We start from the raw sequence: 13,583 nt of genomic DNA, 5'->3' as shown, positions 1-13,583 counted from the left end.
TTCGTCCCCATCGTCTCACGCCTTTCGCAGGCGCGGGTACAGTCAGATTGCGGGTTCCCTTATCGCGCGTTCGCGGGGCGGTCCAGAGGCTTCGCGCCACCTTTTGCAGCCAGCGCAGCCGTCGCCTCCTTGTCCTCGTGGAAGGTGTAGCTCAGCGTGATCTGCTTGATCGCGCGGGCTTCTTCGTCCTTGAGGATCGCCGGGTCGACATAATAGGTCACCGGCATGCTCACCTCCTGCCCCGGCTGCAGGGTCTGTTCGGTGAAGCAGAAGCACTGGATCTTGTTGAAGTACTTCCCGGCCTCGTCGGGCGAGACGTTGAAGCTGGCCCGTCCGGTGATCGGATGGTCCGAAAGATTGCGCGCGGTGAAGCGCGCCAGGCTGCGCGCGCCGAGGCGGACGGTCTGGGTCACCTGATCGGGACGGAACGCCCAGGGCAGGTCGCGATCGATGTTGCCGTCAAACCGCACCGACATGGTCGCCGCGCTGACCTCGACGCCGGCCGCCTGGTTTTCCGAAACGCGCTGCGCGGTGCCGCCGAACCCGGTGACCTGGCAGAACAGCCGGTAGAGCGGGACCGAGGCATAGCCCAGCCCGAGCATGAACAGCGCCCCGAGCAGCGCGTAGAGCGCGACCCGGCGGTTGCGATCCTTCAGCGCGGGTGCCGTGGCCATGGTCACATCTTCATCTTGGCGATCGTGATCGCGAAGAACAGGATGGCGAAGAAGGCCAGCAACAGGCCGAGGACCCGGTTGCGCTGGCGGATCACCGCCCGGCGCTGGGCCTGGTATTCGGGGCTGAGCGGATCAGGCAGGTCGGTCATCGTGGCTTACAGTCCCGGGGCAAGGATCCAGCGATCCGCCACCAGCGCGCCGAACAGCGCGAACAGGTAGATGATCGACCAGAAGAACAACTGCTTTTCCGGCTTGAGCTTGTCCTCCGGGCCGGTCGGCCGGCGCAGTCCTACCCGGATCGACAGGAGGAAGAACCCGCCCGAGAGGACAGTGGCCGCCAGCCCGTAAATCCATCCGGCGCCGCCCTGAGCGAAGGGAATCAGGCAGGGTGCCAGCGACAGGGGCAGCAGGATCGCCGAATAGAGCAGGATCTGGCGGCGTGTGGACGCCTCACCCGCGACCACCGGCATCATCGGGATGCCGACCTTGGCGTAATCGGTCTGCACGAACAGGGCCAGCGCCCAGAAGTGCGGCGGGGTCCACATGAAGATGATCGAGAACAGCAGAATCGGCATCAGCGTGACGTCGCCGGTCACCGCGACCCAGCCGATCAGCGGCGGGAAGGCCCCGGCCCCGCCACCGATGACGATGTTCTGCGGGGTCCGCGGCTTGAGCCAGATCGTGTAGATCACGGCATAGTAGACGATCGAGAAGGCCAGCAGACCGGCCGCCAGCCAAGAGATCGCCAGGCCCATGATCAGCACCGAGGCGACCGAGATGCCGATCCCGAAATCGCGGGCCGAGCTGCGCGCCATCCGGCCCGAGGGGATCGGACGCGACTGGGTGCGACGCATCCCGGCGTCGATGTCGGCCTCCCACCAGTGGTTCAGCGCCGCCGCCCCGCCCGCGCCCATGGCGATGCAGAGCATGGCGGTGAAGCCCAGCACGGGGTTGATGTGCCCCGGTGCGGCGAGCAGCGCGCAAAGCCCGGTGAAGATCACCAGGGTCATCACCCGCGGCTTGGTGAGCTGATAGAAATCGCGCCAGTCGGCGGGGAGCGAGAGGGAGGCGGCCTGAGTCACGCGCGGGCCTATAAGCCAGTGCGCGGCAAAGGGAAAGCGCGCTGCGACGGGTGCCCGGAAAGGTCCGTCCGGCCCGGCGCGCGCCCCTGCGGGTGGCAGCCGGTTGACACGGTTGACACAGTCCAGAGCGAAACAAACGGCACTCGGCCTGGCTGGCGCCCGGGCCGGGGTTTCCGGCCTTGCGGAGGCGCGAACGGAGCAGGACAGACTATCATCGCGCCACTGTGCCCTGGCCGGGCGCTGTAGGACAGGCGAGCCTGCGGCAGGTGGGGTCCTGAACCCGCCTGACACCAACGAAAAGGCCCCGGAGTTTCCCCCGGGGCCCTTCGTTCAACCTGTGCGGGTCGATCAGTGGTGCGCGTCCTCGATCACGGGGAGCGTTTCGAACTGGTGGAACGGCGGCGGGCTGGACAGGGTCCATTCCAGCGTGGTCGCGCCTTCGCCCCAGTAGTTGCCCTCAGCCTTGCGGCCGGCCACGAAGGCGTAGAGGATGTTCAGGAAGAAGAACACCATCGACACCGCCATGATCTTGTAACCGAGCGTGGCGATCTGGTTCCAGTATTCATAGGCGGCCGGGTAGTCCGGATAGCGGCGCGGCATGCCCTGGGCCCCGAGGAAGTGCATCGGGAAGAAGATCAGGTTCACGCCGACGAAGAACACCCAGAAGTGCAGGTGCGCCAGGAATTCCGAGTACATCTTCCCGCTCATCTTCGGGAACCAGTAGTAGAACCCGGCAAACAGCGCGGTGACGGCACCCAGGGACAGCACGTAGTGGAAGTGCGCCACCACGTAGTAGGTGTCCTGCAGGTTGTCGTCGATGCCGCCGTTCGACAGCACGACGCCGGTCACGCCGCCGACGGTGAAGAGGAAGATAAAGCCGATCGCCCAAACCATCGGCGCCTTGAACTCCAGGCTGCCGCCCCACATCGTGGCGATCCACGAGAAGATCTTGATGCCGGTGGGCACCGCGATGACCATGGTGGCGGCGGTGAAGTACATCTTCGTGTTCACCGACAGGCCGGTGGTGTACATGTGGTGCGCCCACACGATGAACCCGACCACGCCGATCGCGACCATGGCATAGGCCATGCCGAGGTAGCCGAACACCGGCTTGCGCGAGAAGGTGGAGATGATCTGGCTGATGATGCCAAAGCCCGGCAGGATCATGATGTAGACTTCGGGGTGGCCGAAGAACCAGAACAGGTGCTGGTAGAGCACCGGATCACCACCGCCCGAGGGGTCGAAGAAGGTCGTGCCGAAGTTGCGGTCGGTCAGCAGCATGGTAATCGCCGCGGCCAGGACCGGCAGCGAGAGCAGCAGCAGGAACGCGGTGACCAGCACCGACCACACGAACAGCGGCATCTTGTGCAGGGTCATACCCGGCGCGCGCATGTTGAAGATGGTGGTGATGAAGTTGATCGCGCCCATGATCGAGCCCGCACCGGCAAGGTGGAGCGAGAAGATCGCGAAGTCGACCGCGGGGCCCTGCGAGCCGTAGGTCGACAGCGGGGCATAGGCAGTCCAGCCGATGCCGGCGCCGTTGCCGGTGGCATCGCCCGGGACGAAGGCCGACAGCATCAGCGAGACGAAGCCCGCCACGGTCAGCCAGAACGAGATGTTGTTCATCCGCGGGAAGGCCATGTCCGGCGCGCCGATCATGATCGGCACGAACCAGTTGCCGAAGCCGCCGATGATCGCGGGCATGACCATGAAGAACACCATGATCAGGCCGTGCGCGGTGATCAGCACGTTCCACAGGTGGAGCGCGCTGTCCATCGACACGTCCTTGCCCTCGGCCATGCTGGCCCACAGGGTCAGGTACTGGATCCCCGGCTGCGCCAGTTCGAGCCGCATCAGGCCCGAGATCGCGCCGCCGATGAGCCCCGCGAAGATCGCGAAGATCAGGTACAGCGTGCCGATGTCCTTGTGGTTGGTGGACATGAACCAGCGGGCGAAGAAGCCCGGCTTGTGATCGTGGTCGTGCGCATGGTCGTGCGCGTCGCCGTGAGCCTGGAAGGTCTCAGCAGTGGTGGCCATGATGAGCGAACCTTGTCTTTCTGGGCGAGATCAGGCGGCGGGAGCCGCGGATTCGGAAGCGGCGGGCGCAGAAGCGTCGGCCGCCGGAGCGGCCTCGGCGGCGGGGGCCGCGGCCGGAGCGGCGGCCGCCTCAGCCTTGGCCGGGGTCACCGTTCCGCCCTGGGCGACGACCCAGGCGTTGAACTTGTCCCGCGGCAGGGCCTCGATCGCGATCGGCATGTAGGCATGCCGCGCGCCGCAGAGTTCCGAGCACTGGCCGTAGTAGACGCCCGGCTTCTCGATGAAGAGCACCTTCTCGTTCACGCGCCCGGGGACGGCGTCGAGCTTGAACCACAGCGAGGGCACGGCGAACGAGTGAATCACGTCGGCGCCGGTGGTCTGCAGGCGGATGGGTTCACCCACGGGCAGGACCAGACGATTGTCGACGCCCAGCTTGGCCGGTTCGCCGCGCTTCACCGCCTCGTCGTCGGGGAGCATGTTCGAGATCACCTCGATCCCGCCGTTGTCGGGATAGGAATAGGTCCAGTACCACTGGTTGCCGGTGGCCTTGACGGTCAGCGCGGTTTCCGGGGCAGGCTTGTACTGCTTGGCCAGCAGGGTGATCGACGGGATCGCGATGCCGACCAGGATCAGCACCGGCACGCCGGTCCAGATCACCTCGATCAGGGTGTTGTGGCTGGTGCGCGAGGCGACCGGATTGGCCTTGCGGTTGTAGCGCGCGGCAACCCAGATCAGCAGCCCCAGCACGAACAGGCTGATGATGGTGATCACCGGCATCAGGATCGCATCGTGCATCCACAACGCATAGTGCCCGGTGGGCGAGAACTGCTGCTGGAAGCCGTAGGCCCCATCGATCGGCTGGCCGATGCCCGGAACCGGTTTCATCGGGACATACCCGCCGGCAGCCGGGGCAGCCGCCGCAGTGGCTTCCGCCGCCTGGGCGAGCACCGCTTGCGGCAGGGCCGCCAGAGAGAGTCCGAGGGCCAGAGCGGCCGATCCGGCCCGACGGGCCTGTACGCCGAATTTCATCATTCTCGCGCCTTTGTTACCAAATCCTGACGGGATTCTGGCTGAAATCCGCCATTTCCCGCCGCTAGAGGCTCTATCAACCGGGGCCTATACGCGCGCTTGCGAGGCACCTCAAGCGCCTCTAGGGGATATTTTTGACACTGCGCAAGCGTGCGATGGGGCAGGTCCCTGCCCCTTGGTCCAGTCCTGCGATTTCAGGAGTTTCCGTCGGATGACGCAAGATGAGGTGCTGGCCGAGTTCCGCGCCAGCGAGGCCCTGCTCGAAGGCCACTTCCTACTCTCGTCGGGTCGGCACAGCGGCCACTATCTGCAGTGCGCGCGCGTGCTGATGAATCCGGCCCGTGCCGCCCGGCTGGCCGAGGCGCTGGCCGCGGCGATCCCCGCCGGGCTGCGCGGAAAGCTGACGCGGGTGGTGTCGCCGGCGATGGGCGGCGTGATCATCGGCCATGAGATGGGCCGCGCGCTCGGGCTCGACGCCCTGTTCGTCGAACGGCCGACCGGCACGTTCGAACTGCGCCGTGGCTTCCGCCTCGAGCCCGGCGACCAGGTGCTGATGGTCGAGGACGTGGTCACCACCGGCCTGTCCAGCCGCGAGGCGATCAAGGCGATCGAGGCCGCCGGGGGCGAAGTGATCGCCGCGGCGGCGCTGGTCGACCGGTCGGGCGGGACGATCGACCTGGGGGTCCCCTTCACCGCGCTGATCGCGCTCGACTTCCCGACCTATGCCGCGGACGAGATCCCGCCGCACCTCCAGGCGATCCCGGCGATCAAGCCGGGGAGCCGGGCCCAGCCGTGAACGCGGCGCTGGCCCCGGCCCGCCTCCGCCTGGGGGTGAACATCGACCACGTCGCCACGGTGCGCAACGCGCGCGGCGGGGACCATCCCGATCCGGTCCGCGCGGCCGAAATCGTCGCGGCAATGGGCGCCGACGGGATCACTGCGCACCTGCGCGAGGACCGCCGCCACATCCGCGACGAGGATATCGCCCGGATCCAGGCGAGCACCGACCTGCCGCTCAACTTCGAGATGGCGGCGACGGACGAGATGGTGGAGATCGCCCTGCGCCACCGCCCCCATGCCGCCTGCATCGTGCCCGAGCGGCGCGAGGAGCGCACCACCGAGGGCGGGCTGGATGCCGCGGGGCAGCACAACCGCCTTGCCCCGATCGTCGCCCGGCTGAGCGATGCGGGCATCCGGGTGAGCCTGTTCATCGCCCCGGAACCCCGCCAGATCGAGGCGGCGATGCGGCTGAAGGCGCCGGTGATCGAGCTGCACACCGGCGAATATGCCCATGCCGACGGGGAGCAGCGCGCCGCCGAACTGAAGCGCATCGCCGACATGGCCGCGCTGGCCGCGCGCAACGGGATCGAGCCCCATGCCGGGCACGGCCTGACTTACGACAATGTCCAGGCGATCGCCGCGATCCCCCAGTTGGCCGAGCTCAACATCGGGCATTACCTGATCGGCGAGGCGATCTTCACCGGGCTGGGCCCGGCGGTGCTGAGGATGCGCGAACTGATGGATGCGGCGCGGTGAGCGGGGGAGGACCGCGGGCATGATCATCGCGATCGGCTCCGACCTCTGCAACATCGAGCGGATCGCCCATTCGCTCGAGCGCTATGGCGACCGCTTCCTGCAGCGCGTGTTCACCCCGGCCGAGCAGGCCAAGGCGGCCCGGCGCCCGTTCACGCGGGCCGGAACCCTGGCCAAGCGCTTCGCCGCCAAGGAGGCCTTTTCCAAGGCGGTGGGCACCGGGTTCAAGGCCGGGGTGTTCATGAAGGACATCGGCGTGGTCAATGCCACGTCCGGCGCCCCGACCCTGGCCCTGACCGGCGGCGCGGCCGAGCGGCTGCGCGCGATCACCCCGCCGGGACACGAGGCCGTGGTGCATCTGACCCTGACCGACGATCACCCGTGGGCCCAGGCCTTCGTCGTGATCGAGGCCCGCCCGCTCTGAACCAGCCCGCTCTGAACCAGCCTGCCCTGAACCCACCTGCCCCGCCTGATTGCATCCTGCCATCGCGCAGCGTATTAGCCGCACAACACACGACGCCCGAACACCCTCCGCCCAAGGCCACTCAAGGACCGCTGTGACCGACACTTCCTCCGATCAGCCCATGGCGCAGCGCGAGCCCGGCCCGACGCCCGAACCCGACGCGGCCGCGCACAAGTCGATTGACTGGATCGCCGAGATCCGGGGCCTGGCCCTGATGCTGCTGGCGGTGCTGGCCTTCCACAGCTTCATCGCCAAGCCGTTCTACATCCCCTCGATCTCGATGATGCCCAACCTGCTGGTGGGCGACCGGCTGATCGTGTCGAAGTATCCCTATGGCTGGAACTGGTCCTCGGCCTCGTTCCATATCCTGCCGCGATCGACCGCGCGGGTGTTCGGCGGGACCCCGGAATATGGGGACATCGTGATCGTGGTGCCGCCCAACCGTACCGATGACCTGATCAAGCGGGTGGTCGGCCGGCCGGGTGACCGGATCGCCGTGGTCAACGGGCAGATCGTGTTGAACGGCAAGCCCGTCCCGCAAACCGCCGAGACGCCGGTGCGCATTCCGGTGGACGACGCGCTGCGCTGCGAGGGCAGCTATGGGCCGACCGCGTGCTATGACGAGTTCGCGCCCTATCGCACCCGGTTGCCGAGCGGCGATGAGGTCTACGAACTGCCCGCCTACCGCGAGACCCTGCCCAATGGCGCGACCTACCAGATCATCGATCACGTCGATCAGACGCTGGACCACATGGCCGAGATCAAGGTGCCCGCAGGCCATGTCTTCCTGATGGGCGACAACCGCGACCATTCGGCCGACAGTCGCGCGCCGCTGTGGGAGAACGGACTGGGCGGACCGGTGCCGCTGTCCGACATCGGCGGGCGGGCCGAATTCATCACCTTCTCGCTGAACGGCACCGAAAGCCTCAACCCGCTGACCTGGTGGGGCGCCCTGCGCGGCAACCGCGCCTGGCACAGCCTGCGCCCGCCGGTCACCGGCAAGCCTTGAGCCGCCAGCCTTGAGCCGCCAACCTTGAACCGGCCGCGGGGGCACAGCGATCACGCACAGCATGCAGGGGGACAAGACATGAGCGGCAACATGGATCTTCAGGCGCAGCCTCCGGGTGAAACCCCCGCAGGCACCCGGGCGCACCGCGCCGGCCCGACCGACTATGCCGGCGACGACGTGCGGCGCGAGGCGAAGAAGGCGGCGATCTGGATCGGCATGGCCGCGCTGGTGGTCGCCGTGGTGTTCATGGCCCAGCCGCTGCTGGTGATCTTCGCCGGGCTGGTCTTCGCCGCGACGATCGACGGCGGCGCCCGCCTGCTGTGACCGACACTTCCCCCGATCAGCCCATGGCGCAGCGCGAGCCCGGCCCGGCGCCCGAACCCGACGCGGCCGCGCACAAGTCGATTGACTGGATCGCCGAGATCCGGGGCCTGGCCCTGATGCTGCTGGCGGTGCTGGCCTTCCACAGCTTCATCGCCAAGCCGTTCTACATCCCCTCGATCTCGATGATGCCCAACCTGCTGGTGGGCGACCGGCTGATCGTGTCGAAATATCCCTATGGCTGGAACTGGTCCTCGGCCTCGTTCCATATCCTGCCGCGATCGACCGCGCGGGTGTTCGGCGGGACCCCGGAATATGGGGACATCGTCATCGTGGTGCCGCCCAACCGCACCGATGACCTGATCAAGCGCGTGGTCGGCCGGCCGGGTGACCGGATTGCCGTGGTCAACGGGCAGATCGTGTTGAACGGCAAGCCCGTACCGCAAACCGCCGAGACGCCGGTGCGCATTCCGGTGGACGACGCGCTGCGCTGCGAGGGCAGCTATGGGCCGACCGCGTGCTATGACGAGTTCGCCCCCTATCGCACCCGGCTGCCGAACGGCGATGAGGTCTACGAACTGCCCGCCTACCGCGAGACCCTGCCCAACGGCGCGACGTACCAGATCATCGATCACGTCGATCAGACGCTGGACCACATGGCAGAGATCAAGGTGCCCGCGGGCCATGTCTTCCTGATGGGCGACAACCGCGACCATTCGGCCGACAGTCGCGCGCCGCTGTGGGAGAACGGACTGGGGGGACCGGTGCCGCTGTCCGACATCGGTGGCCGGGCCGAATTCATCACCTTCTCGCTGAACGGCACCGAAAACCTCAACCCGCTGACCTGGTGGGGCGCCCTGCGCGGCAACCGCGCGTGGCACAGCCTGCGCCCGCCGGTCACCGGCAAGCCTTGAGCCGGTCGCGGGGGCACAGCGATCACGCACAGCACGCAGGGGACAAGACATGAGCGGCGACATGGATCTTCAGGCCCAGCCTCCGGGTGAAACCCCCGTGGGCACCCGGGCGCACCGCGCCGGCCCGACCGACTATGCCGGCGACGAGGTGCGGCGCGAGGCGAAGAAGGCGGCGATCTGGATCGGCATGGCCGCGCTGGTGGTCGCCGTGGTGTTCATGGCCCAGCCGCTGCTGGTGATCTTCGCCGGGCTGGTCTTCGCCGCGACCATCGACGGCGGCGCCCGCCTGCTGGGGCGGATCCTGCCGATCGGCCGGGGCTGGCGGATCACCCTGGTCCTGCTCGGCACGGTGGCCTTCCTCGGCTGGACGGCCTGGTTCGCGGGGACCACCCTGGCCGATCAGGCCGCACAGCTCCCCGCCACGGTCGAGACCCAGGCGATGCGCGCGCTGACCTGGCTCGACGAGCACAACATGGGCGTCCAGGCCGAGGACATGAAGAGCGTCCTCCAGCAGGCGCTGGGCGGAGTCGGCCAGCTGACCCGCGCGGTCGGCGGCCTGCTGGGCGGGGCGACCACCCTGTTCCTGGTGCTGGTCCTGGGGATCTACCTGGCGGTCGAACCGCGGCTGTACCAGCGCGGGTTCGCCTGGATGCTGCCGATGGAAAGCCGCGCCCATTTCCATGGCACCGCCGCGCTGATGGGCAAGAGCCTGCGCATGCTGATGTTCGGCCGCCTGCTGGGCATGGCGGTGGAAGGGGTGGGCACCTGGGTGGCCCTGGCACTCTACGGCGTGCCGATGTCCGGACTGCTCGGCCTGCTCACCGGCCTGCTGGCCTTCCTGCCCAATATCGGCGCGCCGCTGTCAGGGCTGATCATGGTGCTGGTCGGCTTTTCCGGCGGGACGACCATGGGGCTTTACTGCATCGCGGTCTATGTCGTGGTCCAGACGGTGGACGGCAACATCATCGTCCCGATGGTCGCGAAGAAGACCGTGGATCTGGCCCCGGCGCTGGTCCTCGGCGCCCAGCTGATCATGGGCGCGCTGTTCGGCATCCTGGGCCTGGCCCTGGCCGATCCGCTGGTCGCCATGATCAAGGTCTGGCTCGAACGGCACTCAGCGCGCAACGCCAGCATCGCCCAGGCGGGCGACGACGGCGCAGTCCAGGGTTCCGCCTGAATCGATCCGCCTTCGGGAGTCCGGCATGGTCCGCAAGTTTCTGTATCTCGTCGCGATCCTGACCGGGCTGTTCGTCGCCGGGCGCCTCGCCCTCACCTTCTGGGGGACGGACCTGGCCCGGCTCGCGCTGGTCCCCACGGGGGGCTACGAACGGACCGCGCCGCTGCCACCCGGGGCCTATGCCGAAGCGCGGATGTGGCTCTCGCGCCCCGGAGCGGCGAACGATCCCGCCCGGTTCCGGCCGACGGGGCTGGCCGCCGATCCCGCCCCGCTGGGCGCGGCGGTGTTCTTCATCCACCCGACCAGCTACATCAACCGCGCGCACTGGAACGCCCCGCTGGACGATGCCGAGGCCAACCGCCTGGCCGGGGCCATGGCCCGGGGCATGGCGAGCGCCTTCAACGCCAGCCCGCAACTGTGGGCGCCGCGCTATCGCCAGGCGACCTTCGGTGCCTTCCTGACCGACAACACCGCCCGCGATGCCGCGATCGATCTGGCCTATGGCGACGTCCGCCTGGCGTTCGCCGCCTTCCTCGCCGCGATCCCCGCCGATCAGCCGATCGTGCTGGTCGGACACAGCCAGGGCGGCCTGCACCTGAAGCGCCTGATCCGCGACGAGGTGGCGGGCAAGCCGCTCGCCCGCCGGATCGTCGCGGCCTATGTGATCGGCTGGCCGGTCTCGATCGCGCATGACCTGCCGGCGATGGGCCTCCCGGCCTGCGCCAGCGCCGCTCAGACCGGCTGCGTGGCGAGCTGGCTGTCCTATGCCGAACCGGCCGAGCCGCAGGACACGCGCGAAGCCTATCGCCGCAACTCCGCGCTGGACGGCAAGGCGCCTGGGGATAGCCCGATGCTCTGCACCAACCCTCTGACCTGGACGATCGGGGCCGCGGCTCCGGCCTCGGCCAATCGCGGCACATTGGTGCCCGGCAAGACCGAGGGCACGGGCACCCTGACCCCCGGCATGGTTCCGGCGCGGTGCGGGCCGGACCAGTTCCTGCTGATCGGTCCGCCACCCGAAATGGGTGACTACGTGCTGCCGGGCAACAATTACCACGTCTACGACATCCCGCTGTTCTGGGCCAACCTGCGGGACAATGTCGCGGTGCGCACGGCGGCATGGCGGGCGGCGGGGAGCCCGGCCCGGTGAGCCTGCCCGCCCCGGTCGTCACCACCGCCCATGCCGAATTCCGCGCCGCCCTGCCCGCGGGCGGGGCGCTGCTGGGGATCGACCTTGGCACCCAGACCATCGGCACCGCCTTCTGCGATGCCGGCTGGCGCTTCGCTTCGCCCGGCAAGACGCTGAAGCGCGGCAAGTTCGGGGCGGACAAGGGGCTGCTCGCGGCCCTGATCGCCGAACGGTCGATCAAGGGCATGGTCATCGGCCTGCCGCTCAACATGGACGGCAGCGAAGGGCCGCGCAGCCAGTCGAGCCGGGCCTATGCCCGCAACCTTGCCACGCTGGGCCTGCCGGTGCTGCTGTGGGATGAGCGCTGGTCGACGGTCGGCGCCGAGCGCGGCCTGATCGATCAGGACATGAGCCGCGCCAAGCGGGCCGAACGGATCGATTCGGCGGCGGCGGCCGTCATTCTTCAGGCGGCGATAGACGCTCTGGCAGGTGGCGTCCTGTAGCGGCAACCAGCTTAGGCAGGGCGCCGCTACGAATCCTTGTTTTCATGGCGCCGGGACGAAGCGTGCTCCAACCGAGCCTGCGCGACGGCGAAGACTGGCCCCGATCGCCCCCAGTCCGACAATCATCATCGCCCAGGTGGCCGGTTCGGGCACCGCGGCGACCGATGCTCCGCCCAGCGTCAGATTGTTGATCGTCGGCCAGGTGAACCCTAGCAGGGGCTGCTGTGCGGTGATCGTGGCCTGATCGAGCGGGGTCGCCGACACGAAGCCGACAAAGCTGCCGATGCTGGTTTCGGTCAGGGTCCGGCTGGCGGTCACCGCGCCCGAGGTGACCGAAACGGTGATGTTGCCAATCTTGGCAGCGCCCAAGTTGTCCGTGGTGAAGAACAACCCACCCAGACCATAGACGTTCCCCGTGAAGCTGCCCAGCACGATGGGATCATGGGCCATGTTGGTGCCTAGCCAAAGGTCGGGCGTGGTTCCACCCGCGTAAAACCCGTTGGTGGCACCGGCGGTGTAGCCGTAGCTGCCGGCGCTGCGGCTCAGTGGCGATGTCATGAACAGCAAGGACAGATCGTTGAAGCTATCGGTGCCCGGTGCGGAGATCGCAGCCAGAAAGGCCGCCTCATTGGTGTAGGTCACAATCGCAGCCGAAGCCGCTTGCGGCAAAGCTGCCGCAGCAAGAGCCATCATCCCCAATCGCATCGACGTCATCATTTGCCCCATACCGGTTTCCCGGGCGCCATGATTGCCGCTAAACATGGCTAAGGCAACAGTTGCATAGGTATTTGTCCGGGTTCCGGGGGAGCGTTCGGAACCCGGGTGCCGCGGCCGTCAGGTCAAGCCTGTGTCCGGCCTGCGCATGACCACGACCAACCCGTCCCGCGCAGGTGGTATCTCGCCCGAAGGCAGGCGGAGCTGCACCGCATCGGCGCGCGCGCGCAGCAGCACCGCATCGGGCACGCCGGGCTCGAAGGCGACACAATCGGCCGAACCCAGCCAGCGCGCCTCGCGCAGGGTCAGGTCATCGGGATCGGCCGAGCGCAGGCGGATCTCGACCAGCCCGGACCGTGCCACCGCGGCATCGCCCATCCACGCCTCCAGCCGCCCCGCGCTCTGCGGATCGAGCGGATCGAGCGGCCCGCCAGCGGCCAGGGCCAGATCGAGCGCGCGCCGCCGGTCCCCGCCATCGGGAAACCGCGCCCGCAGCCGCTCGCGCATTGCGCCCAGTCCCCGCGCCAGAGCGTCGAGGGAAGGCGGCAGCAGGGCTTCCAGCCGCAGCCGCAGCGCCTTGGCCAGCCCGGCCGAAACCCCGCCGGTGCCGACTGCGACCAGCACCGGGCCGCGTTCGAGCAGGCTGGGGGTGGTGAAATCGCAGAGCGCGGGCCGGTCGACCACGTTCACCAGCAGGCCGGCACAGCGCGCCCGGATCGCGTCGGCCTCGGCCGCGCCGGCATCGTCGTGGGCGATGAAGGCCAGCCGCGCGCCACGGTCGATCCCGTCCTGCAGCTCGGCAATCACGTCGCCCCCGGCGCGCCGCACCAGCCGTGCCTTGGCCTCGGCGGCGGCGCCGTGGCCCAGCACGATCACCGGCTGGCCGGTCAAGCGGTGGAAGAGGGGAAGCGAGTCCATGGGTGCAGTGTCCGGATGTGGCGGGTGGCCTTCGACAAGCTCAGGCTGAGCGGGGTTTGAGCCAGATCGAGAAAACAGTC

16 protein-coding genes are annotated in these 13,583 nt (G+C 68.3%); 9 read left to right on the top strand and 7 right to left on the bottom strand.

The genetic code is table 11. From position 1 onward, the window contains the following. Positions 1-59 precede the first annotated feature (59 nt). From H7F49_RS11540 to coxB, 5 genes are all read right to left on the bottom strand, one after another. Positions 60-674, bottom strand: coding sequence for a cytochrome c oxidase assembly protein (locus H7F49_RS11540; RefSeq protein ID WP_185683755.1), 615 nt, complete (start codon positions 672-674; stop codon positions 60-62). A 2-nt stretch (positions 675-676) separates the two neighbouring features. Further along, positions 677-823 (bottom strand): hypothetical protein, encoded by a 147-nt coding sequence (locus H7F49_RS11535; RefSeq protein WP_185683754.1) that lies wholly within the window; start codon positions 821-823, stop codon positions 677-679. 6 nt (positions 824-829) lie between these two features. Beyond that, a complete protein-coding gene (locus H7F49_RS11530) occupies positions 830-1,684 on the bottom strand; it encodes a heme o synthase (RefSeq protein WP_235982109.1) in 855 nt (284 codons plus the stop codon). 420 nt (positions 1,685-2,104) lie between these two features. Further along, positions 2,105-3,793: a cytochrome c oxidase subunit I gene (gene ctaD, locus H7F49_RS11525; RefSeq protein ID WP_185683752.1), complete on the bottom strand. Its 1,689-nt coding sequence runs from the start codon at positions 3,791-3,793 to the stop codon at positions 2,105-2,107. A gap of 30 nt (positions 3,794-3,823) precedes the next feature. Next, positions 3,824-4,822 carry a cytochrome c oxidase subunit II gene (gene coxB / locus H7F49_RS11520; protein WP_185683751.1) on the bottom strand — a complete coding sequence of 333 codons (999 nt, stop codon included), beginning with the start codon at positions 4,820-4,822 and terminating at the stop codon, positions 3,824-3,826. Positions 4,823-5,033: 211 nt separating this feature from the next. Here coxB and pyrE point away from each other — a divergent pair, with 211 nt between their 5' ends. The 9 genes from pyrE to ruvX all read left to right on the top strand — a co-directional run bounded on the left by pyrE (position 5,034) and on the right by ruvX (position 11,871). Further along, a complete protein-coding gene (pyrE, locus tag H7F49_RS11515; protein WP_185683750.1) occupies positions 5,034-5,618 on the top strand; it encodes an orotate phosphoribosyltransferase in 585 nt (194 codons plus the stop codon). Next, positions 5,615-6,358 (top strand): pyridoxine 5'-phosphate synthase, encoded by a 744-nt coding sequence (locus H7F49_RS11510; RefSeq protein ID WP_185683749.1) that lies wholly within the window; start codon positions 5,615-5,617, stop codon positions 6,356-6,358. The genes pyrE and H7F49_RS11510 overlap by 4 nt, the downstream gene beginning before the upstream one ends. 19 nt (positions 6,359-6,377) lie before the next feature. Next, positions 6,378-6,779: a holo-ACP synthase gene (acpS, locus tag H7F49_RS11505; RefSeq protein ID WP_185683748.1), complete on the top strand. Its 402-nt coding sequence runs from the start codon at positions 6,378-6,380 to the stop codon at positions 6,777-6,779. 160 nt (positions 6,780-6,939) lie between these two features. Next, positions 6,940-7,827 carry a signal peptidase I gene (gene lepB, locus H7F49_RS11500; protein WP_185683794.1) on the top strand — a complete coding sequence of 296 codons (888 nt, stop codon included), beginning with the start codon at positions 6,940-6,942 and terminating at the stop codon, positions 7,825-7,827. A 78-nt stretch (positions 7,828-7,905) separates the two neighbouring features. Then, positions 7,906-8,151, top strand: a complete 246-nt coding sequence (locus tag H7F49_RS11495; RefSeq protein ID WP_185683747.1) for a hypothetical protein — start codon at positions 7,906-7,908, stop codon at positions 8,149-8,151. A 23-nt stretch (positions 8,152-8,174) separates the two neighbouring features. After that, on the top strand, positions 8,175-9,062 hold the full coding sequence (gene lepB / locus H7F49_RS11490) for a signal peptidase I (protein ID WP_185683793.1): 888 nt from the start codon (positions 8,175-8,177) through the stop codon (positions 9,060-9,062). 49 nt (positions 9,063-9,111) lie between these two features. Further along, positions 9,112-10,239 carry an AI-2E family transporter gene (locus tag H7F49_RS11485; protein ID WP_235982105.1) on the top strand — a complete coding sequence of 376 codons (1,128 nt, stop codon included), beginning with the start codon at positions 9,112-9,114 and terminating at the stop codon, positions 10,237-10,239. 25 nt (positions 10,240-10,264) lie between these two features. Next, the gene (locus H7F49_RS11480) at positions 10,265-11,389 is read left to right on the top strand and encodes a DUF3089 domain-containing protein (RefSeq protein WP_185683746.1); all 1,125 of its coding nucleotides are present in this window, start codon (positions 10,265-10,267) and stop codon (positions 11,387-11,389) included. After that, a complete protein-coding gene (ruvX, locus tag H7F49_RS11475) occupies positions 11,359-11,871 on the top strand; it encodes a Holliday junction resolvase RuvX (protein ID WP_185683745.1) in 513 nt (170 codons plus the stop codon). Before H7F49_RS11480 ends, ruvX begins: the two co-directional genes overlap by 31 nt. A gap of 42 nt (positions 11,872-11,913) precedes the next feature. Here the strand turns inward: ruvX and H7F49_RS11470 are convergent, their stop codons facing one another. Both H7F49_RS11470 and H7F49_RS11465 read right to left on the bottom strand, forming a co-directional pair. Next, positions 11,914-12,513: a PEPxxWA-CTERM sorting domain-containing protein gene (locus tag H7F49_RS11470; RefSeq protein ID WP_185683744.1), complete on the bottom strand. Its 600-nt coding sequence runs from the start codon at positions 12,511-12,513 to the stop codon at positions 11,914-11,916. A gap of 192 nt (positions 12,514-12,705) precedes the next feature. After that, a complete protein-coding gene (locus tag H7F49_RS11465) occupies positions 12,706-13,503 on the bottom strand; it encodes a precorrin-2 dehydrogenase/sirohydrochlorin ferrochelatase family protein (protein WP_185683743.1) in 798 nt (265 codons plus the stop codon). Between the last annotated feature and the right edge of the window lie 80 nt (positions 13,504-13,583).

This window comes from Novosphingobium aerophilum (assembly GCF_014230305.1).
GTDB classification, from domain to species: Bacteria; Pseudomonadota; Alphaproteobacteria; order Sphingomonadales; family Sphingomonadaceae; genus Novosphingobium; species Novosphingobium aerophilum.
The sequence above is the reverse complement of the archived record's forward strand: the minus strand, read 5'-3'. Positions and strand labels throughout refer to the sequence as shown.

Coding starts and splice junctions, on each gene's coding strand:
- H7F49_RS11540 (WP_185683755.1), bottom strand. CDS start 674: ATGGCCACGGCACCCGCGCTGAAGGATCGCAACCGCCGGGTCGCGCTC.
- H7F49_RS11535 (WP_185683754.1), bottom strand. CDS start 823: ATGACCGACCTGCCTGATCCGCTCAGCCCCGAATACCAGGCCCAGCGC.
- H7F49_RS11530 (WP_235982109.1), bottom strand. CDS start 1,684: ATGACCCTGGTGATCTTCACCGGGCTTTGCGCGCTGCTCGCCGCACCG.
- ctaD (WP_185683752.1), bottom strand. CDS start 3,793: ATGGCCACCACTGCTGAGACCTTCCAGGCTCACGGCGACGCGCACGAC.
- coxB (WP_185683751.1), bottom strand. CDS start 4,822: ATGAAATTCGGCGTACAGGCCCGTCGGGCCGGATCGGCCGCTCTGGCC.
- pyrE (WP_185683750.1), top strand. CDS start 5,034: ATGACGCAAGATGAGGTGCTGGCCGAGTTCCGCGCCAGCGAGGCCCTG.
- acpS (WP_185683748.1), top strand. CDS start 6,378: ATGATCATCGCGATCGGCTCCGACCTCTGCAACATCGAGCGGATCGCC.
- lepB (WP_185683794.1), top strand. CDS start 6,940: ATGGCGCAGCGCGAGCCCGGCCCGACGCCCGAACCCGACGCGGCCGCG.
- H7F49_RS11495 (WP_185683747.1), top strand. CDS start 7,906: ATGAGCGGCAACATGGATCTTCAGGCGCAGCCTCCGGGTGAAACCCCC.
- lepB (WP_185683793.1), top strand. CDS start 8,175: ATGGCGCAGCGCGAGCCCGGCCCGGCGCCCGAACCCGACGCGGCCGCG.
- H7F49_RS11485 (WP_235982105.1), top strand. CDS start 9,112: ATGAGCGGCGACATGGATCTTCAGGCCCAGCCTCCGGGTGAAACCCCC.
- H7F49_RS11480 (WP_185683746.1), top strand. CDS start 10,265: ATGGTCCGCAAGTTTCTGTATCTCGTCGCGATCCTGACCGGGCTGTTC.
- ruvX (WP_185683745.1), top strand. CDS start 11,359: ATGGCGGGCGGCGGGGAGCCCGGCCCGGTGAGCCTGCCCGCCCCGGTC.
- H7F49_RS11465 (WP_185683743.1), bottom strand. CDS start 13,503: ATGGACTCGCTTCCCCTCTTCCACCGCTTGACCGGCCAGCCGGTGATC.